The 18,018-nt window shown below is 76.0% G+C and carries 20 protein-coding genes; 4 read left to right on the forward strand and 16 right to left on the reverse strand.

The window, feature by feature from the left end; genetic code table 11:
* Nucleotides 1–2: 2 nt before the first annotated feature.
* On the reverse strand, nt 3–968 hold the full coding sequence (locus ACOQFB_RS01675; protein ID WP_421610699.1) for an ABC transporter substrate-binding protein: 966 nt from the start codon (nt 966–968) through the stop codon (nt 3–5).
* Between the two features lie 216 nt (nt 969–1,184).
* Nucleotides 1,185–2,540: a TrpB-like pyridoxal phosphate-dependent enzyme gene (locus ACOQFB_RS01680; protein WP_059438123.1), complete on the reverse strand. Its 1,356-nt coding sequence runs from the start codon at nt 2,538–2,540 to the stop codon at nt 1,185–1,187.
* Between the two features lie 239 nt (nt 2,541–2,779).
* Here ACOQFB_RS01680 and ACOQFB_RS01685 point away from each other — a divergent pair, with 239 nt between their 5' ends.
* The gene (locus ACOQFB_RS01685; protein ID WP_421610700.1) at nt 2,780–4,411 is read left to right on the forward strand and encodes an OmpA family protein; all 1,632 of its coding nucleotides are present in this window, start codon (nt 2,780–2,782) and stop codon (nt 4,409–4,411) included.
* Nucleotides 4,412–4,494: 83 nt separating this feature from the next.
* On the opposite strand, the gene ACOQFB_RS01690 is transcribed toward ACOQFB_RS01685, so the two are convergent.
* Entirely contained in the window at nt 4,495–5,268 is a 774-nt protein-coding gene (locus ACOQFB_RS01690; RefSeq protein WP_059438121.1) for an SDR family NAD(P)-dependent oxidoreductase, read from the reverse strand.
* Nucleotides 5,269–5,532: 264 nt separating this feature from the next.
* Here ACOQFB_RS01690 and ACOQFB_RS01695 point away from each other — a divergent pair, with 264 nt between their 5' ends.
* On the forward strand, nt 5,533–6,375 hold the full coding sequence (locus ACOQFB_RS01695; RefSeq protein ID WP_421610701.1) for a response regulator: 843 nt from the start codon (nt 5,533–5,535) through the stop codon (nt 6,373–6,375).
* Between the two features lie 91 nt (nt 6,376–6,466).
* On the opposite strand, the gene ACOQFB_RS01700 is transcribed toward ACOQFB_RS01695, so the two are convergent.
* Complete coding sequence (locus tag ACOQFB_RS01700) at nt 6,467–6,940, reverse strand: PaaI family thioesterase (RefSeq protein WP_421610702.1); 474 nt, start codon at nt 6,938–6,940, stop codon at nt 6,467–6,469.
* A 200-nt stretch (nt 6,941–7,140) separates the two neighbouring features.
* On the opposite strand from ACOQFB_RS01700, the gene ACOQFB_RS01705 reads away from it, so the two are divergent.
* Both ACOQFB_RS01705 and ACOQFB_RS01710 read left to right on the forward strand, forming a co-directional pair.
* Complete coding sequence (locus ACOQFB_RS01705; protein ID WP_011422791.1) at nt 7,141–7,353, forward strand: acyl-CoA carboxylase biotin carboxyl carrier protein subunit; 213 nt, start codon at nt 7,141–7,143, stop codon at nt 7,351–7,353.
* Complete coding sequence (locus tag ACOQFB_RS01710; RefSeq protein ID WP_421610703.1) at nt 7,350–8,138, forward strand: enoyl-CoA hydratase-related protein; 789 nt, start codon at nt 7,350–7,352, stop codon at nt 8,136–8,138. The genes ACOQFB_RS01705 and ACOQFB_RS01710 overlap by 4 nt, the downstream gene beginning before the upstream one ends.
* A gap of 16 nt (nt 8,139–8,154) precedes the next feature.
* Here the strand turns inward: ACOQFB_RS01710 and ACOQFB_RS01715 are convergent, their stop codons facing one another.
* The 12 genes from ACOQFB_RS01715 to cydB form a co-directional block, all read right to left on the reverse strand.
* Complete coding sequence (locus tag ACOQFB_RS01715) at nt 8,155–8,937, reverse strand: FHA domain-containing protein (RefSeq protein WP_494492427.1); 783 nt, start codon at nt 8,935–8,937, stop codon at nt 8,155–8,157.
* A 19-nt stretch (nt 8,938–8,956) separates the two neighbouring features.
* The gene (locus ACOQFB_RS01720) at nt 8,957–10,738 is read right to left on the reverse strand and encodes a serine/threonine-protein kinase (protein WP_421610705.1); all 1,782 of its coding nucleotides are present in this window, start codon (nt 10,736–10,738) and stop codon (nt 8,957–8,959) included.
* Between the two features lie 61 nt (nt 10,739–10,799).
* Nucleotides 10,800–11,675 (reverse strand): hypothetical protein, encoded by an 876-nt coding sequence (locus ACOQFB_RS01725; RefSeq protein ID WP_421610706.1) that lies wholly within the window; start codon nt 11,673–11,675, stop codon nt 10,800–10,802.
* 63 nt (nt 11,676–11,738) lie between these two features.
* On the reverse strand, nt 11,739–12,101 hold the full coding sequence (locus ACOQFB_RS01730; protein WP_494492428.1) for a glycogen-binding domain-containing protein: 363 nt from the start codon (nt 12,099–12,101) through the stop codon (nt 11,739–11,741).
* Nucleotides 12,098–12,991 carry a hypothetical protein gene (locus tag ACOQFB_RS01735; RefSeq protein WP_421610708.1) on the reverse strand — a complete coding sequence of 298 codons (894 nt, stop codon included), beginning with the start codon at nt 12,989–12,991 and terminating at the stop codon, nt 12,098–12,100. Before ACOQFB_RS01735 ends, ACOQFB_RS01730 begins: the two co-directional genes overlap by 4 nt.
* Nucleotides 12,992–12,993: 2 nt before the next feature.
* Entirely contained in the window at nt 12,994–13,623 is a 630-nt protein-coding gene (locus ACOQFB_RS01740; RefSeq protein ID WP_421610709.1) for an isoamylase early set domain-containing protein, read from the reverse strand.
* Complete coding sequence (locus ACOQFB_RS01745) at nt 13,620–14,222, reverse strand: RNA polymerase sigma factor (RefSeq protein WP_421610710.1); 603 nt, start codon at nt 14,220–14,222, stop codon at nt 13,620–13,622. Before ACOQFB_RS01745 ends, ACOQFB_RS01740 begins: the two co-directional genes overlap by 4 nt.
* Before the next feature lie 264 nt (nt 14,223–14,486).
* Nucleotides 14,487–15,164, reverse strand: coding sequence for a hypothetical protein (locus ACOQFB_RS01750; protein WP_421610711.1), 678 nt, complete (start codon nt 15,162–15,164; stop codon nt 14,487–14,489).
* 70 nt (nt 15,165–15,234) lie between these two features.
* Nucleotides 15,235–16,023, reverse strand: a complete 789-nt coding sequence (locus tag ACOQFB_RS01755) for a methyltransferase domain-containing protein (RefSeq protein WP_421610712.1) — start codon at nt 16,021–16,023, stop codon at nt 15,235–15,237.
* The gene (locus tag ACOQFB_RS01760; protein ID WP_421610713.1) at nt 16,020–16,835 is read right to left on the reverse strand and encodes an alpha/beta fold hydrolase; all 816 of its coding nucleotides are present in this window, start codon (nt 16,833–16,835) and stop codon (nt 16,020–16,022) included. The genes ACOQFB_RS01755 and ACOQFB_RS01760 overlap by 4 nt, the downstream gene beginning before the upstream one ends.
* 127 nt (nt 16,836–16,962) lie before the next feature.
* On the reverse strand, nt 16,963–17,529 hold the full coding sequence (locus ACOQFB_RS01765) for a cytochrome d ubiquinol oxidase subunit II (RefSeq protein WP_494492429.1): 567 nt from the start codon (nt 17,527–17,529) through the stop codon (nt 16,963–16,965).
* Nucleotides 17,466–18,008 carry a cytochrome d ubiquinol oxidase subunit II gene (cydB, locus tag ACOQFB_RS01770; RefSeq protein WP_494492430.1) on the reverse strand — a complete coding sequence of 181 codons (543 nt, stop codon included), beginning with the start codon at nt 18,006–18,008 and terminating at the stop codon, nt 17,466–17,468. The genes ACOQFB_RS01765 and cydB overlap by 64 nt, the downstream gene beginning before the upstream one ends.
* Between the last annotated feature and the right edge of the window lie 10 nt (nt 18,009–18,018).

The raw sequence follows: 18,018 nt of genomic DNA on the forward strand, positions 1-18,018 counted from the left end.
CGCTACTTCACGCCCGCCTTCTGCTTCGCGTGCTGCAGCAGGTCCACCTTCACCCAGTCGGTGGCCTTGGGGGGCTTCTGCATCTTGCCCACGCCGTACTTCGCCATCAGGTCGGTGGTGATCTGGATGTGCTCGGCGGTGACGTCGTAGGAGAAGGGCGAGTTGGAGATCGCGTCCCGGTAGTCCTCCGGCGTGATCTGGCCCTTGAACATCTGCTCGACCACGTACTTCTCGGCGGCCTTCGGGTTGTCGATGAAGTACTTGGTCGCGTCCACGAAGCAGTCGAGCACCTTCTGCGCGACCTGCGGCCGCTCCTTGTAGAGCTTCTCGGTCATCACCATCACGCGGACCGGCTCGCCCAGCGGCGTGTCGTACGGCTTCAGCACCTCCTTGCCGAAGCCCTTGTTGATGGCCTGCGACGACTGCGGCTCGGACTGGCACATGGCGTCGATCTGCTTCTGCATGAGCGCCTGGTTGAGATCGGCGAACGCCATGTAGACGATCTGCACGTCCTTGCCCGGCCGGTCCGACCAGGTGAGGCCGGCCTTGGACAGCTCGGCGAGGAGCAGCAGCTCCTGCGCGCCGCCGCGGGCCACGCCCACCTTCTTGCCCTTGAGGTCGGCGACCTTGGTGATGGTCTGGTCCGCCGCGGCCACCAGGCGGGCGCCGCCCTTGGCGAAGCCGGCGACCACGTAGACCTGGCCGCCGCCGGAGCGGTTGGCGATGGCGGCGTCGGCGGCGCTGGCGGCGAGGTCCACCTCGCCCTTCACGATGGCGGGGAAGATGTCGATCCCCTTCGGGAAGACGATCTCCTCCACGTTCAGCCCGAACTTCTTGCAGTGCTCCTTCATGTAGGAGACCGCGCCGTAGTGGGCGAACTTGAGGTTGCCGAGGCGGACCGTGTCCTCGGCATGGGCGGGGCCGCTCGCGAGCGCGAGCAGCGCCGCGAGGGCGGCGATGCGGACCATGGGACCTCCGGACGTCGCGACGGGCGGGGGGGCGCGCCGCGGTGATGTTCACGGACAGTTTCGAACGACGGACCCCTGAACCTAACCGGGCGCCTGCGGGGGTGTCACCGGGGCGCTCGATCTCGGTTGGGTCGTCGCACGGGAGGTGCTCCCCCGGCGCCCGCGCGGCGCGTCGCCGGGCACGCGCGGGCGCCCGCGCGGCCCGGCGGCCCCGCGCTACAGCTCGACCTTGGGCAGGTGCGCGAGCGACGCGCGCACCTTCTCCGCCGGGTACTCGAAGTCCTCGAGCTTGCCGGAGAGGTACTGGTCGTACGAGGCCATGTCCACGTGCCCGTGGCCGGAGAGGTTGAAGAGGATGACCCGCTCCTTCCCCTCCTCCTTCGCGCGCAGCGCCTCCTCCACCGCGCCGCGGATCGCGTGCGAGGACTCGGGCGCGGGGATGATCCCCTCGGCCCGGGCGAACTGCACCGCCGCCTCGAAGCAGGCGAGCTGCCCGACCGCGCGCGCCTCCACCAGCCCCGCGTGCACGAGCTGCGACACGAGCGGCGACGCGCCGTGGTAGCGCAGGCCGCCGGCGTGGATGCCGGGCGGCATGAAGTCGTGACCCAGCGTGTACATGCGCATGATGGGCGCCATCTTCGCGGTGTCGCCGTAGTCGAAGGTGTAGGCGCCCTTCGTCAGCGTGGGGCAGGACGACGGCTCGATGGCGAGGATGCGCACGTCCTTGCCGGCCGCCTTGTCGGCGAGGAACGGGAAGCCGATGCCGGCGAAGTTGGAGCCGCCGCCGTGGCACCCGATGACGACGTCGGGGTACTCGCCGGCCAGCTTCAGCTGCTCCTTCGCCTCCAGCCCGATCACGGTCTGGTGCAGGCAGACGTGGTTGAGCACGCTGCCCAGCGCGTAGCGCGTGTCCTCGTGGGTGACCGCGTCCTCGACGGCCTCGGAGATCGCGACGCCCAGCGAGCCGGGGCTCTCCGGGTCCTCGGCCAGGATCCCGCGGCCGGCGGCGGTGCGGTCGGAGGGCGAGGGGATCACCTCCGCGCCCCACAGCTGCATCATGCTGCGGCGGTACGGCTTCTGGCCGTACGACACCTTCACCATGTAGACGGTGCAGGCGAGCCCGAACATCTGCGCGGCGAGGGCGATGGACGAGCCCCACTGCCCGGCGCCGGTCTCGGTGGCGAGGCGCTTCGTGCCGGCGAGCTTGTTGTAGTAGGCCTGCGGCACCGCCGTGTTCGGCTTGTGCGAGCCGGCCGGCGAGACGCCCTCGTACTTGTAGTAGATGTGGGCCGGCGTCCCGAGCGCCTTCTCCAGGCGGTGCGCGCGGAACAGCGGGGCCGGCCGCCACAGCCGGTAGATCTCGCGGACCGGCTCGGGGATCTGGATCCACCGCTGGGTCGAGACCTCCTGCTCGATGAGCTGCGGCGGGAAGATCCGGACGAGGTCGTCCGGGCTGGCCGGCTTGCCGGTGGCGGGGTGGATGACCGGGGAGAGCGGCTCCGGCAGGTCGGGGATGACGTTGTACCAGTGGGTGGGGATCTGGTTCTCGCCGAGCAGGAACTTCGTCTGCATTCGCGCCTCGCAGGGGGGATGGCCGGCGCCGCAGGCCCGAGGGGCGCGCCGGAGAAATCGATCATTAGCGCAGAGCCCGATAGGGGCGTCAAGGCGGCCGGTTGCCTCGCGGCTCGAAAGGGTCGCCCCCCTCAGGTGTGTAGCGTGATTCCCGACGCCGTGTCGTCCGGAGGTGGCACAATCCCGTCCGTTCGAGGTCCCGGGGGGACTCTTACTCCGCCCATTTCAGGGGGTTTCACATGACACGCTGTATCCGCTTCCTGGCGGTGGCAGCCATGCTGGCGCTCGCCGGCACGGCCAGCGCCCAGAACTTCAGGCCGGCGATCGACAGTCAGCGCCTGCGCCTCGATCCGACGGCGCACGGCTCGCTCGTCCTCGGCGACGGCGAGGTGCTCGAGGAAGGCCAGTTCCGCGCGGCGCTCACCGGCCACTACGAGCGGTCGCCGATGGTGCTCCTGGACAACGGCGATCTCCGCGGCCGCGGCCTGTTCGCGGACGGCAGCAAGGAGACGCAGCTCCTCCGCGAGCGCGCCACCATCCACCTGAACCTGGCGATGAACCTCTGGAAGCGCCTCGAGCTCGGCATCCACGTGCCGGCCGTCGCCTACCAGTACGCCGAGAACCACGTGTCGCCGTCGGGCGGCAGCATCAACCACCCGACGCAGGGCGGCGTCGCCGCCCCGTCCGCGATGCTCCGCTACGGGATGACCAGCGAGCGCGCCGGCGCGCCGCTCGCGAGCGCGATCGCCGTGGAGGTCGTGTTCCCCTGGACGGACAAGGTGGACTACGGCGGCGAGAAGGGCTTCATCATCGCCCCGCGCCTCGAGCTCGGGAAGACGTTCGGCGGCCTCCGCCTGATGGCGGACGCGGGCGGCCAGCTCCGCACGAAGGACGTGGAGCTGACGAACGGCGAGAAGCTCTCGCACGAGGTCCTCGGCGGCCTCGGCGTGGCCACCACCGGCAAGCTGCGCGCCGAGCTCACCGCGCGCGGCGCGTTCAACTTCGACGGGCTCTCGCAGAACGCCGAGCTGCTCGCCGGCGTGCGCTACAGCTTCGGCGAGGGCGAGATCTACGCCCTCGGCGGCCCGGGCTTCATGGAGTCTCCCGGCACGCCCACCTACCGCGGGCTGATCGGCTTCGCGTTCATCGGCGGCAAGAAGGCCGCCCCGCCGCCGCCCCCGCCGCCGCCGGATCCCTGCGCGGCCGGCCAGGCGCACACCCCGGAGCAGTGCCCGGCGCTGGACGACGACGGCGACGGCGTCCCCAACGGCCAGGACCGCTGCCCGCTCGAGAAGGGCGTCGCCGAGAACCAGGGCTGCCCGGACAAGGACACGGACGGTGACGGCGTGCCCGATCGCCTGGACCGCTGCCCGAGCGTGCCCGGCGCCGTGGACAACCAGGGCTGCCCGAAGGACTCCGACAAGGACGGCGTGCCGGACGACAAGGACCGCTGCCCCGACAAGCCCGGCATCCCCGAGAACCAGGGCTGCCCGCCGGAGCGCGCCGAGATCAAGGCCGGCAAGATCGAGATCAAGGAGAAGGTCTACTTCGACACCGGCAAGGCCACCATCAAGGCGCAGTCCAACGCGCTGCTCGACGACGTGGCCAAGCTCGTCGCCGCCAACCCGCAGGTCGGCGTGGTGACGATCGAGGGCCACACCGACAGCACCGGCTCCGCGGCGACGAACCGGGCGCTCTCGCAGAAGCGCGCCGAGGCGGTGAAGGACTACCTGGTCTCGAAGGGCGTGGACGCGTCGCGCCTCGAGGCGAAGGGCTTCGGCCCGGATCGCCCGGTCGAGTCCAACAAGACCGCCAAGGGCCGCGAGGCCAACCGCCGGGTCGAGTTCACCATCCAGAACGCGAACCCGTAGCGATCGACCGGGGCCGCCGCCCGCGCGGGCGGCGGCGTCCTCCGAGGCCGGACGCGCCCCTGGCGCGCCCGGCCTCGCCGTCTTCAGGCCATCACCTCGCCGCCGTCCACGTGGATGGCCTGGCCGGTGACCGCGCCGTTCAGCGCCAGGAACACCGCCGCCTCCGCCACCTCCTCCGGCAGCGCCGCGCGGCCGAGGGGGTTCGCCCTCAGGATCGCCGCGCGCGCCTCCGCCTCGGTGCGGCCGGTGGCGCGGGCGATGTCCTCGACCGCCTCGTCCAGCATCCGCGTCTCCGTCCAGCTCGGGCAGATCGCGTTCACCGTCACGCCCTTGCGCGCCGCCTCGAGCGCCAGGCTCCGGGTGAAGCCGATGAGCCCGTGCTTGGCCGACGAGTAGGCGCAGCCGTACTTCAGGCCGATCCGGCCCGCGACCGACGAGACGTTGATCACGCGGCCGAAGCCGCGGTCGTACATCGACGGGAGGAACGCGCGCGTGAGCAGCACCGGCGCGGTGAGGTCCACCGCGAGGAGCGCGTCCCAGGTCTCGTCGTCCATGCGCTGCAGCGGCGCGCTCGCGTGGATGCCGGCGTTGTTGACGAGCACGTCCACCGGGCCCAGCGCGGCCGCCACCGCCGCCGGCGCGGCGGCGAGCTGGGCGCGGTCCGAGACGTCGAGGGGCAGGAACAGGGTGCGGCGTCCGAGCGCCGCCACCTCCGCCGACACCGCCTCGATCTCCGGCACGCTGCGGGCGGCCACCGCCACGTCCGCCCCTGCGCGCGCCAGCGCGAGCGCGATGGCGCGCCCGATGCCGCGCCCGCCGCCGGTGACCAGCGCCACGCGCCCCTCGATGCCGGCCATGATCGCCTCCCGCTCGCCCGGGCGAGCCCGTCCGACGATAGCGGCGGCGCGAGGGGAGGTGCAACCTCCGGCGTGCGCGCCGCACGGCCGCACACCCGCCCGCACCATCCCGGCGCCGCGGCGCACCGACGGCGTCACACCTCTGCGCGTCGCGCCCTCATGGTGCACCGCGGTGCGAGGCCGAGAAGGCGCGGACCCGCGGGCGAAGCGATACAGTAGGCGAGCGTCATGGCCGCCGGCGTGCGGCGCGGACGAGGAGCGGTGATGGACGGCGAACGGCGCGCGCACCCCAGGTTCCCGCTGATCCTGGCGGTCCAGTACCTGGGCGCCGAGAACGTGCTCGACTACACCGAGAACCTCTCGGCGGGCGGCCTGTTCATCCGGACCGAGCGGTCGTTCGAGGAGGGCGAGCGCGTCACGCTGGTGCTCTCGTTCCCCCAGCTCCTCGAGCCGGTCGAGCTCCAGATCGAGGTGGTGCGCCGCCGCGACGGCGCCGACGGCTCGCCGGCGGGCGTGGCGGTGCGCGTCCCCGACGACCGCCCCGAGGATCGCGCGCGGCTCGCCGACGTGGCGCGGCGCGTGGCCGGCGTGCGGCACGCGGACCCCTCGTTCCGGATCCTGCTCGTGGAGGACAACGCGCTCGTCGCCACCATGTACGCGGCGGCGCTGCGCCGGCTGTCCGAGACCGAGCACGTCCCGGGCCTCGGCATCGAGGTGGCGAGCGACGGCGCGGCGGCGTTCGACCGGCTGCTCCGCGCGCCCCCGGTGGACGTGGTGGTGACCGACGTCTTCATGCCGATCGTGTCCGGCATCACGCTGGTGGAGCGGATCCGGGCCGAGCCGACGCTGGCCCACCTGCCGGTGGTGGTGATCACCGCGGGCGGCGAGCAGGAGCGCGAGCGGCTCTCGGGCCTCGGCGTCTCGCTGTTCCTGCGGAAGCCGGTGAGCTACCAGGATCTCTCCGGCGCGGTGCGGTCGCTGCTCGACGGGCGGACGGCCCGCCCGCAGGCGGCTCCCCCGCGCGAGGAGGCCCGCCGGGAGGCGTTGACGGCCGACGCCGAGGTGGGCACTGATCACCCAGACGCGAAACCGGCCTCCCGCCGGTGAACGGGGGCAGCAGGACGACGCCTCCAGCGCTCGAGGGCCCGCCACGGCGGGCCCTCTCGCTTTCCGGCCGCAGCGCCCGCCCGGCGGGCGCTCACCACCGGTGATAGGCCGGGTGGCCCTCCTTCACCGCCACGAACGTGCCGCGGCAGGTGGCGCGCACCTTCCCCTCCGCGGTCAGCGTCGCCTCCACCACCGCGCGGTCCTCGCCGGACTCCACCACCCGCGCCGCCAGCCGGACCGGCCCGCCGGTGGGCGTCGGACGCAGGAGCTTCACGTGGAAGTCGGCGGTCACCGTGCAGGGCGGCGCGTCCAGGCCGGCCTTGCGCATCAGGTGCACCGCCGCCGTCCAGTTGGAGTGGCAGTCGAGCAGCGTGCCGGTGATGCCGCCGGAGAGCATGCCCTCGAACGCCTCGTGGTGCCGCTCGGCCTGCCACTCGGCCACGACCTCGTCCCCGCGCTCGAAGCTCCGCACGCGCAGCCCCTTCGCGTTGGCCGGGCCGCAGCCGAAGCAGGCGTTCCGGGGGGCGTAGCGCTCCTGCAGGCTGGGCTCGGCGGCGTAAGACATGGCGGCTCCCGGGGGTGGCGGGCCCGGCGGCGGACCCTGCTCCCGAGGATAGCCGCCCGGCGGCGCGGCCGCGCGCGGCGCGGCGGGTGCCGGGCGAGGACGTGGGGCGCGGCGCCCACCGTGCCCGTTGCCGGGCCCCGGCGGGCAAGCTACCTTCGGCCCGCACGCGCCCACGTCCGGCGCCCGAGACGGAGACACCGATGGCGAACGTCGCCGCGCACATCACCGGCACCGTGGTGAGGATCGAGAAGAAGCCCGGGGACCCGGTCAGCCCCGGCGACGTGCTGGTGGTCCTCGAGTCGATGAAGATGGAGATGCCGCTCGAGGCCGAGGACGGCGGGACGGTGCAGGAGGTGCGCTGCCGCGAGGGCCAGTCGGTCACCGAGGGTGACGTCCTGCTGGTCGTCGGATGACCGGCCGGCGCGTCCGCACCGAGGACCGCGGCCTGGTCCGGGTCCTCGTCGTCGACAACGTCGCCAAGCGGAACGCGCTCGACTTCCGCGCGCTGGACGAGCTGGAGGAGGCCTGCGCCGCCGCCGCGCGCGACGGGGTGCGGTGCCTGCTGCTCCGCGGCGCGGGCGAGGACGCGTTCTCGTCCGGGTTCGACCTCGCCGAGATGGGCCGGACCTCGCGCGCCGGGCTGCGCCCGGACGAGGCGGTGGAGCGCGCCGCGGACGCGCTGTCGGCGGTGCCCTGCCCGACGGTGGCGTTCCTGAACGGCAGCGCGTTCGGCGGCGGGCTGGAGCTCGCGGCCACCTGCGACCTGCGGGTCGCGCGCGAGGGAGCGCTGCTCGGGTTGCCGCCGGCGAAGCTCGGGGTGGTCTACCCGGAGGGCGGCATCCGGCGCTTCCTCGGCCTGGTGGGCGCGGCGCGCACGCGCGAGCTGTTCCTCGTCGGCCGGCCGGTGGACGCCGCCACCGCGCTGGCGTGGGGCCTGGTGAACCGGCTCGCGCCCGCCGCCGGCGCCGAGGCGGTGGCGCTCGCGCTCGCCGACGAGATCGCGGCCAACGCGCCGCTGGCGGTGCAGGGGATGAAGCGGATCCTGCAGCTCCTCGAGGGCACGCACGAGCGCGGCCTCTCCGAGCGGGAGCGCGAGGAGATCGCCGGGCTGCGGCGCCGCGCGTTCGAGAGCGCGGACATGCGCGAGGCGCGGCAGGCGCGCGCCGAGCGGCGGCCGCCGCGCTTCCGCGGCGAGTGAGGCGCGGCGGCGTGGCCTAGCGCGGGGCGGGCGCGCCGGGAGGCTCGGCGGGCGCGGCGCCGAGGCGGCCCACGGCCCAGCCGGCGGCGAGCCCCAGCGCGAGCGCCACCGCGCCCGCGATCACGGCCAGCGCGATCGTCCGCCCGGCGCCGGGGGCCCGGCGCGCGGCGGGCGCCGCCGCCGGGACGACGGGCGCGGTCGCCCCGGCGGCGGGTGCGGCGGGCGCCGGCGCGGGCGCAGGGGCCGGGACCGCCACCGGGGCGGCAGGAGGCGGCGGCGCGGCGACGGGCGGGGCGGGCCGGGCCGGCGCGGCGGCGGGCGGGGCCGGCGCCGGCGCGGTGGGCGCGGGCGCGGCGGGCGCCGCGGACACCGGGGCGCGCAGGCCCTGCGGCGTGGGGCGCCCGGACGGCGGCGTCGCCGCCGGGTCCGGCGTGCGGCGGCCCGCGGACGGATCGGGCGTGCGCGCGCCGTGCGGGATGGGCGGGGGCGCGCCGGCGCCGGCCGCGTCCACGTCGGGCAGCAGCGCGAGATCGTAGGCACCGATCTCGATCAGGTCGCCCTCGCGCAGCCGCCTCCGCGCGGCGATCCGCTCGCCGTTCACGCGCGTGCCGGTGAGGCTGCCCAGGTCCTCGACGAACACCGCGCCCCCGGCGCGGAGGAAGCGCGCGTGGCGCCGCGACACGTCGCGGTCGGCCATGTGGAAGGTGTTGCCCTCGGGCGCCCGGCCCACGGTGAGCTCGTCGCCGTCGAACGGCACCACCGACCGCGTCCCCTCGGCGTCCTCGATGACGAGCTTCATCGCGCGCCGATCCCCCGGGCTACGGCCCGATCGCCTTCCCGCGCGGCTCGGGCTGATCGCTGCGGCCCAGCTTGCGGGTGAAGCGCGTGCCGTCCTTCTCCGGCAGCACCACGAACTGGTCGATCTCGTGGCCGGGGAGGGTGAGGTCAACGCGGTGCCGCTCGTCGAGGCGCACGCCCAGCACGGTCACCGGGGCGCGGCCCACCACGCGCCCGTCCAGGCGCACCTCGGCCCCGGCCGGCTCGCTCTCGATCGTCACCGCGCCGAGCGCGGTCTCGAGCCGCGCGTGGACGCGCCGCACCAGCGTGCCCGGCACCGGCGCCAGGTCCATCGTGACCGCGCGCACGCCCGGCCCGTCCAGCGCGACCTGGTGCGGCCTGGACAGGACCAGCCCCTCCAGCACGGCCGGCGTGGTCGCGCCGGAGCGGACGCCGTCCAGCGTGATCTCGGCGCCGGGCGGCTCGGAGGTGACCACCAGGACGCCGGTGCGCAGCCAGGTCTCGGCGTAGTGCAGGCCGGCGGCGCCGCCGACCGCCAGCACCAGGCCGACCAGCACGGCGGTGCGCAGCCGGATGCCCTCGCGCGGCGGCGGGCGGTGGCTGCGCGCCTTGCGCGGCGCGGGCCGCGCCGGCTCGGCGGCGGGGAGCACGTCCGCCGGCAGCGGCGCGATGGGGTCGAAGGGCGACGCGCCCGGGCCCGCCGCGGCGGGCAGCCCCGCCGGCGGGGTGGTGGCGGGCGCCGAGAGCCGCTCGTACTCCGCCTGCGCCTGCTGCTTCTCGGCGAGGTTGGAGAGCACCTTCATGATGAGCGGGTCGTGGGCGCGCGCGCTGCGCTGGCGCGCGATCTTCTCCGCGAACACCTGCTGCATCTGCTTGCCCAGCAGGTCCTGGATGGACGACTGCGGGGTGGGGAAGAGCACGTCCACCAGCGCGCCGGCGAACGCGCGCGCGTCGGTGAAGCGCTCGTCGGGATCGTAGGCGAGCGCCCGCGCCACGATGGAGTCGATCTCCTTGGGCAGGCGCGGGTCGATGGAGGTGGGCGGCACCACCCGCGCCTTGCGCGCGGCGACGAGCGACTCGACGTCGGTGGCCTTGGGGAAGGGCTTCTGCTTGGTGAGCAGCTCGTACAGCAGGATCCCCGCGGCGAACAGGTCCACCCGGTGGTCCCAGCGCCGCTCCAGCGAGGCCTGCTCGGGCGCGACGTACCCGAGCTTCCCCATCAGCATGCCTTCCTTGTAGTTCGACAGCCCGGTGGCGGCGCGCGCGATGCCGAAGTCGAGCAGCTTGATCTCGCCTTCCCAGGAGACGAGCGCGTTGTCCGGCGAGACGTCGCAGTGGACGATCTGCAGCGGCTGGCCCTGCGCGTCGGTCTTCTTGTGCGCGTAGTCGAGCCCGGTGAGCAGCTGCAGCACCATGTAGATGGCCTGCTCGGGCGAGATCTGCGCGCCGGCGCGGGCGAACGCCTGCATCATCTCCTTGAGGGAGACGCCGTTCACCAGCTCCATCGAGATGAAGTAGTTCCCGTCGATCTTCCCGCACTCGTAGACCTGGGCGATGTTCGAGTGGGTGAGCTGGACGGTGAGCTTCGCCTCGTTCACCAGCATCTTGATGAAGCCGTGATCCTGCGCGCGCGCGGGCAGGATGCGCTTCACCACCAGCTCCTTCTCGAACCCGCCCGCGCCCGGGACGCGGGCACGGTAGATCTCCGCCATCCCGCCGATGGCGAGACGCTGGAGGAGGAAGAACTTGCCGAACAGGTGCGGCTTGAAGTCCGTCGGGATGGAAGGGGCGGCCTCGACCACGGCGGGATGTTAGCCCGCCCCCTCGGGGGACCACAAGGCGACGGACTGGTGCGCGGCGGTCCTACTTGGGCTTCTTCCGCCCACGGCCCGGCGGAACGCGCTCCAGGCCGGGCGGCGATCCGGGTCCCACGCCCTCGCGCGCGCTGCGGACGTGCTCGGAGGCCTTGTCCAGGCCGCCGGCGGCGGCGTCGTCGGCCCGGCTGCGCGCGCGCACCAGGTGGTCGGGCGAGTCGCCGAAGGTGTCCACCATGCCCTGCAGCGCGGCGCCGGCCTCGACGCGTCGCTCCGCCTCGGCCAGGAACGCGGCGGCGTCCCGGCCGCCCTCGGCGCGGTACGCGTCGTAGAGCGCGGCCACCTCGCCGGCGGACGCCGGCGCGCGCTGCGCCAGGGCCGCGCCGAGCGGCAGCGCGTCGCGGACCGGCACGCCGCGCCGGGCCAGCTCACCCAGCGTGCGCGCCGCCGCCACCACCGCCTCGCAGCTCCCGCCGGCCGCGCCGCGGGCCGCGTCCACGAGCTGGAGCACCGCGTCCGGCGGCACGCCCGCGCCGAGCGCGCCGGCCAGGTCGGCGAGCGCCGCGGTCCGGTCGCCGCGGTGCGGCAGCCCCGAGGCCCGCGCCTGCGCCACCAGCGCCGCCGCGCGCGAGAGCCGACCGCCCAGCTCGGCGGCGACCTCGAGCACGCGCTCCGGCGGCGCGCCCTTGGCCAGGCCCTCGAGGATCTTCGCCGCGACCACCTCGCCCGGCAGGCCGGCGCGGGCCGCCTCGACCACCGGCGCGAGCGCGCGCTCCGGCGCGAGGCCGCGCGCGGCGGCCCGGCTCGCCACGTCGCGCGCCAGCGCGGAGGGGACGCCCGCCGCGGCGGCCGCCTGGACCGGGTCCGGCGTGGACGGCGCCGGGACGCCGAGCAGGAGCGAGGTGAGGAAAAGCGCGACGATCACCGACGGTGTCTCCGTTCTGACGACGTCCGCACCACCCGACTCGACGAGCGTGGGACCACGCGGTTACGGGACGCGGAGGACCGCGTTCTCGCCGCCGAAGCCGTCGTCCACCCGCTCGGCGTCCTCCGGGAGGACGATACGCAGTTCGGCGCCGCGGCGCACCTCGAAGCGGTACTCGTATCGACCGCTCGCGAGCGATATCGCGAGCACGAACCGATCGCCCTCGCGCTCGAGGGGGACGGCGTCCCACCCGGTCATCGTGCCGCGCAGCGCGACCGCGTCGGCGGGTCCCCGGAAGGCGAACACGGTGGGCGCGGGGTCACCCTGCGTGGACGCCCGCCCGGGCGCGCGGACGGTCGCGCGCGGCGCGCAGGCGCCGGCGAGGGCCGCGAGGGCGAGCGCCGCGAGGCGGCCGCGCGCGCTCACCACGAGAGCACCCTCGCGCTGCCGCGCACGCCCGCGAAGACCGCGGCGCGGTCGGCCACGGCGCGCCCGGCGCCGGCCGTCGCGCTCCGCGCGTAGCCGCCGGACACGACCAGCCACACCGGGCCGGCCGGGTGCGCGAGGTCCAGCGTGGCGCGCCAGACGGTCTCGTCCACGCCGCCGTGCAGCGCGGCGCGGTGCCCCTGCGCCACCGCCGACGCCTCGAGCGCGCCGGCGGGGCGGACGAGCGCGCTCACCGCGCCGCCCCAGGCGCGCAGCTCGAACTCGGGGACCTCGCTCGTCACGCGCTCGTGCCGGAGCGACAGCTCCACCGCCGCGCGCCGCGACGGCGCCCACTCCACCGCGGCGAGCGCCGCGATCCCGCGCTCGCCCACCCGGTCCCCGGAGGCGCGAGACGAGCGCAGCGCGCCGGTGGCCGCGGCGCGCACCGCGACCGGTCCGGTCCGCACCCGCAGCTGCGGCGTGAGGAGCGCCGCCGTGGTGGCGTCCACCTGCGGCCCGGCGGCGAGGTCCCCGAGCGGAACGCCGGACGAGAACGAGGCGTGCTCGGCGGCGGCCGCGAGCGACGCCTCCCACCCCTCGCCGAGCCAGCGGGTGCGGACCCCGGCCGCCTCGGAGACGGCGCCGAAGCCGCCCGCCTGGTAGCGCGCGAGCGAGACCTCGCCGGTGGCGTCCAGCTTCAGCCGCGGCGCCAGCGAGAGGTCCAGCCGCGCGGCCGGCGCCAGCTCGGCGAACGCCCCGCCGCCCATGCCCGCGCCCAGGTAGGTGTCGCCGGCCCAGCCGGCGCCGGCGCGCGCGGAGAGCACCAGCCGGCCGTTGCCGCCGTGCGCGGCCGAGCACAGCGCGAGGGCGACGAGGCTCGGCGCGAGCACGCCTACAGGTCCAGGATGGCGTTCTTTCCGCCGAAGCCGTCGTCGGCGAGGGCGCGCGCGCCCGGGTCGGTGGTCCAGGAGCCGTCCACCACGAACATGTACTCGTAGCGGCGGCCGGGCCGGAGCGGGACCTCCACCGTCCACACGCCGTCGGGGCCGCGCCGGAGCGGCGTCACCTCGGGCTTCCAGCCGTTGAAGTCGCCCGCGACGCGCACCACCCGCGCGCCGGGCGCCGCCAGCGCGAGCCGCGCCAGCACCACCGGCGCCTCGGGCGCGCGCGCGGCGTGCGGGCCGGACGGCGCGGGCGGCGCCGGGAAGCGGGCCACCGCCACGGCCAGGAACGCCGCGGCCGCGGCGCCGCCCAGCGCGCCGAGCGGCGAGAGGCGCGGCGCCGTCAGCCAGGCGAGGAGCGGCCGCCGCCGCGGCGGGCGGCTGGCGCGCACGCGCGCCATGGTGCGCCGGACGAAGTCGTCGGAGGGCGCGGGGCGCGCGCCGGCGCCGGCCAGGCGCGAGAGCGCCACCAGGCGGAGCGCGGCCTGGCGCTCCTCCGGCGGCAGGGACGACAGCAGCCGCTCCGCCGCGAGCGGGCCGGGGCGGCCGTCCAGCAGGTCCTGGAGCTCGCGCTCGGTCACGGCAGCACCTCCTCCGGATCGAGCAGGTCGCCGAGGCGCTCGCGCAGCATGAGGCGGGCGCGGTGCACGCGCACCTTCAGCGCGTTGACGCGGACGCCGGTGGCCGCCTCGATCTCCTCGTAGGGGAGGTTCTCGACGTGGAACAGCGTGAACGCCTCGCGGTACTTGGCCGGGAGCGCGGCGAGCGCGCTCTGGAGCGCGAGCACCGCCTGCCGGGCGGCGGCGTCGCGCTCCGGGTCCACCGCGCTCACCAGCTCGTCGCCGGAGAGATCGCTGGCGCGCTCCGCCCGCGCGCCGGCCTTCAGCCAGTCGCGGCAGCCGTTCACGGCGATGCGGTAGAGCCAGTGGCGGAAGCGGCAGTCGCCGCGGAACGAGGCGAGGCGCGTGTAGGCGCGCGCGAGCGCCTCCTGCGCGAGCTCCTCGCCGAGGCGCGCGTCACCCACCATGCGGCTGCAGGTCCCGACCAGCCCGCCGGCGTAGCGGCGGACCACGCTCGCGAACGCGTCGGTGTCGCCGGCGAGGGTGCGCTCGACCGCGTCGTGATCCGCGGCGTCGGCGAGGTCGAGGACGTCGGCCTCGACCTCGGCCTGCGGGGCCACGGGTGCGGCGAGCGCGAGTCTCTGGGCCAGGCGAGCGATGGGATCCCCCTTCGACCATCGAACGGAGCAACGAGCGAACACTAGCGCGGCCGCCATGGGGCGGAAAGGGCCGTGAACGCGCGACGCGACGCTATCGGGTGCGAGCCGGTCAGGGATGGTGGGTGCTCCGCCGTTCGCGACTCCCCACGTCGAGGGCGACGCCGCGGGACATGTCCCCGGACCGGGAGACGGCCCGCATGTGCGCGCGCACGCTGCCCCGGACGATCAGTACCAGGCGAAGCCGCCGTAGGCGGCCCAGAAGCGCGAGGTGCCGGGCCCGGTCGCGCCGCGGTACCACTGGCGCGAGCCGTCGAGCTTCATGCTCAGGCTGAAGCGGCGGCCGATCCGGAACGCGTACCCGATCCCGCCGAGCACGTTCGTGCCGAGGTGGGCCTCGCCCTCGCTGCCCGAGGCGGACTTCACGGAGAGAGAGAGGCGCGACGCGCCGGCGCCGGCGCGGAAGAAGAGCCCGTCGCCGAGCGGGAAGAACGTGAGCACCGCGTCGAGGTTCGCGACGCGGAGGGTGCGCGTGGTGCGGCCGAGCAGCGGATCGTCGGGGTGCGCGGCGGCGCCCGCGACCAGCAGCTCGCCGCCGAGCAGGGTGCGGGCGCCGAGCGTGGCGCCGGCCTCGAGCTGCGCCGCGAACGAGGTGGAGGTGCCGCCGACCAGGTCGCGGAAGGTGCGGCGATCGCCGCTCGAGCCCACCGTCCCCGTCCCGTAGCCCAGGCCGAAGCCCACGTACCAGGGGGCACGGTGGAGGGGCCGGGCCGCGCCGCGGCCCGGCGCGGAGTGGGCCTCGTCGGGCGCGTCCGCATCCGCGGCTGCGATCGCGGGCGAGGCGGCGAGCGCGGCGGCGCCGAGCGCGGCGAGCACGGCGGCGGGGAATCGGCGGGCGCGGGACATCGCGAGAGGGTAGCGCGGCGGCCGCCGGCCGGCAGGGTACCGGGCTGGGTGTAGCGCCCACACGGTGGGGTCAGCGCTGCGCGAGCGCGTACACCACGTGCCAGGTCGCGGGCACGCCGGCCGGCCCGCCGTGGCGGGCCTCGTACAGCCGGAGCAGCTCGAGCGTGGCGCCGCGCCCGCCCAGCCCGCGCGCGCCGGGCACCGCGGGGCTCGCGCCGATCTCCTTCAGCGCGCGCAGCACCGCGCGCGCGTCCGGGTGGCGCTCGCGGCGCTCCTCCTCGACCACGGCGCGGACCCGCAGGCCGGCGGCGGCGAGCGCCGCGGCGACCTCGTCGCGGTCGAAGAAGCGGTGGGTCCGCTCGCCCGGCCCCGGGCCGGCCGCGTCGCGCCACGCGCCGCGCAGCTCGTGCAGCGTGCGGGCGCCGAACAGCGCCACCGCGAGCACGCCGCCCGGCGCGAGCACCCGGCGCGCCTCGGCGAAGGCCGGCTCGAGGCGCGGCAGCCACTGGAACGCCGAGGTGGAGAGGAACAGGTCGAAGCGCGCGTCGCCGAACGGCAGCGCCTCCGCGTCGCCGGCCGCCACCGCGGCGCCGGGCAGGCGCGCGCGCGCCGCCGCCGCCATCCCCGGCGCGAGGTCCACCGCCGCGGGCCGCAGCCCGGGGCGCGCCGCGGCCAGCCGGGCCAGCAGCGCGCCGGTGCCGGCGCCGACGTCGAGCACGCGCCGCGCGCCCGGGGCGGTCTCCGCGACCAGGGCGAGCACGCGGTCCTGCACCTCGCGCTGCACCGCGGCGCGCGCGTCGTAGGCCGCGGCGGAGCGGGAGAACGCCGCCCCCACCCGCCGCTTGTCCACGCGGTTCACGCGGCCACCACCCCGGCCGCGGCGGGGAACGAGCGGAGCAGCGCGGCGACCTCGTCCGGGCGCGCCAGGTGCGGCGCGTGGCCGGCGCCGGGGAGGAGCGCGAGGCGCGCGCCCGGGATGCCCGCCGCGAGCGCCCGTCCCGCGCCCGGCGGGCAGATCGGGTCGGCCGTGCCGTGGATCACGAGCGCGGGCAGATCGACCGCGGCGAGCGCGGGCCGGAGGTCGGCCGCGGCGAGCACGTCGAGGCCGGCCAGCGCCGCGGCCGCGGCGGGCGGCGGGATGGCGGCGCGGAGCGCCGCCGCGCGCGCGCCGGCCGGCCCGTCGAGCTCGCCGGGCGCGAACATGCCGTCGAAGAAGCGGGCCGCCGCGCGCGCCGGATCGCGGCGGACCCGGTGCGCCAGCACCTCCAGCGCCTGCGCGGGCAGGCCGTGCGGCCAGCCGTCACGGAGCGTGAAGCACGGGGTCCCGGAGATCAGCACCAGCCCGGCCAGCCGGCGGCGCACCGCGGGGAGCGCGGCGAGCGCGGCCTGGGCGCCGAGCGACCAGCCCGCCAGCACCGCGCCCTCGAGGCCGAGGCGATCCAGCAGCAGCGCGAGGTCGCGGCCGAGGTCCTCCAGGCCGAAGGCGGCGGGGCCGGAGTCGCCGTGGCCGCGCAGGTCGGGCATGACCAGCCGGTGCCCGGGGAGCCGCGCGGCGAGCCCGCCGAACGCGGCGGAGGAGAGCGACCAGCCGTGGACCAGCACGAGCGGCGCGCCGGCGCCGCGGTCCGCGTACGCGAGGCGCACGCCGCTGTCGGTGACGAGGAAGGGCATCGCTGGGCCGGAGCGCCCAGGATACCAGCGAGGACCGCCTCGTCAACCGTGCCTGGAGGTCACGGTTGACGAGGCGGCGGGGACCGGCGGAAGGGGGGCCGCCGGACCTTCGGGGCGGGGACGGCCCCTAGGACGGGACGGCGCGAACGGGCTCGTCGTAGTGGCCGCCGGTGCCGGGGCGGACCTTGCCGCGGAACACGCGGTAGACGAGCACGGTGTAGCCGATCACGAGCGGCATCCCGACCAGCGCGATCACCAGCATCACCGCCAGCGTCCGGGGCGAGGAGGACGCGTTGTAGATGGTGAGGCTGTTCGCCGGGTCGATCGAGGAGGGCACGAGCCGCGGGAACATCGAGACGGCCGCCACGAGGATCATCGAGACGATGGCCACCGACGAGGCGAGGAACGCCTTGCCGGCCGCGCCGCGGCGGCTCAGCGCCGGGATCGCGGCGATCGACGCCACCACCAGCAACGTCAGCGCGAGGAAGAGCGGGTTCGCGAGCACGCCGGCGAACAGGTGCGGCGCCTCCACCAGCGAGGCGGCGGTGGCGATGGCGTAGGTGGCGACGAACGCGCCCCACAGCCGCGGGATCCAGCGGGCCATCCGGGCCTCGAGCGCGCCCTCGGACTTCATGCGCAGCCAGAGCGCGCCGTGCATCGTGAACATCGAGAGCGACACCAGCCCCACCAGCACCGGGTACGGGTGGAGCAGGCCGAGGAAGCTGCCCGCCCACTCCTGCGCGGCGGTGACCGGACGCCGCGCAGCACGTTGCCGACCGCCACGCCGAGCAGCACCGCGGGGAGGAGGCTCCCGACGCCGAACGCGAGGTCGAAGCCGCGCCGCCAGGCCGCCCCGTCGAGCTGCGAGCGGAACTCGAGCGCCACCGCCCGGGCGATGAGCGCGAGCAGCAGCAGCATGAGCGCGAGGTAGAAGCCGCTGAACACCGTGGCGTAGACCACCGGGAACGCGGCGAACAGCGCGCCGCCGCCGGTGAGCAGCCACACCTCGTTGCCGTCCCACACCGGGCCGATCGACTTCAGGTGGACCTGGCGCTCCTGCTCGTCGCGGGCGAGCAGCGACAGCACGCCCACGCCGAGGTCGAACCCGTCGAGCACCGCGTACCCGGCGATGAGGACGCCCACCAGCACGAACCAGACGACGTTGAGATCCATGGTCGGTCTC

The organism is Anaeromyxobacter sp. Red801 (assembly GCF_049201065.2).
GTDB lineage: Bacteria > Myxococcota > Myxococcia > Myxococcales > Anaeromyxobacteraceae > Anaeromyxobacter.

Coding starts and splice junctions, on each gene's coding strand:
- ACOQFB_RS01675 (WP_421610699.1), bottom strand. CDS start 968: ATGGTCCGCATCGCCGCCCTCGCGGCGCTGCTCGCGCTCGCGAGCGGC.
- ACOQFB_RS01680 (WP_059438123.1), bottom strand. CDS start 2,540: ATGCAGACGAAGTTCCTGCTCGGCGAGAACCAGATCCCCACCCACTGG.
- ACOQFB_RS01685 (WP_421610700.1), top strand. CDS start 2,780: ATGACACGCTGTATCCGCTTCCTGGCGGTGGCAGCCATGCTGGCGCTC.
- ACOQFB_RS01690 (WP_059438121.1), bottom strand. CDS start 5,268: ATGGCCGGCATCGAGGGGCGCGTGGCGCTGGTCACCGGCGGCGGGCGC.
- ACOQFB_RS01695 (WP_421610701.1), top strand. CDS start 5,533: ATGGACGGCGAACGGCGCGCGCACCCCAGGTTCCCGCTGATCCTGGCG.
- ACOQFB_RS01700 (WP_421610702.1), bottom strand. CDS start 6,940: ATGTCTTACGCCGCCGAGCCCAGCCTGCAGGAGCGCTACGCCCCCCGG.
- ACOQFB_RS01705 (WP_011422791.1), top strand. CDS start 7,141: ATGGCGAACGTCGCCGCGCACATCACCGGCACCGTGGTGAGGATCGAG.
- ACOQFB_RS01710 (WP_421610703.1), top strand. CDS start 7,350: ATGACCGGCCGGCGCGTCCGCACCGAGGACCGCGGCCTGGTCCGGGTC.
- ACOQFB_RS01715 (WP_494492427.1), bottom strand. CDS start 8,937: ATGAAGCTCGTCATCGAGGACGCCGAGGGGACGCGGTCGGTGGTGCCG.
- ACOQFB_RS01750 (WP_421610711.1), bottom strand. CDS start 15,164: ATGTCCCGCGCCCGCCGATTCCCCGCCGCCGTGCTCGCCGCGCTCGGC.
- ACOQFB_RS01760 (WP_421610713.1), bottom strand. CDS start 16,835: ATGCCCTTCCTCGTCACCGACAGCGGCGTGCGCCTCGCGTACGCGGAC.
- cydB (WP_494492430.1), bottom strand. CDS start 18,008: ATGGATCTCAACGTCGTCTGGTTCGTGCTGGTGGGCGTCCTCATCGCC.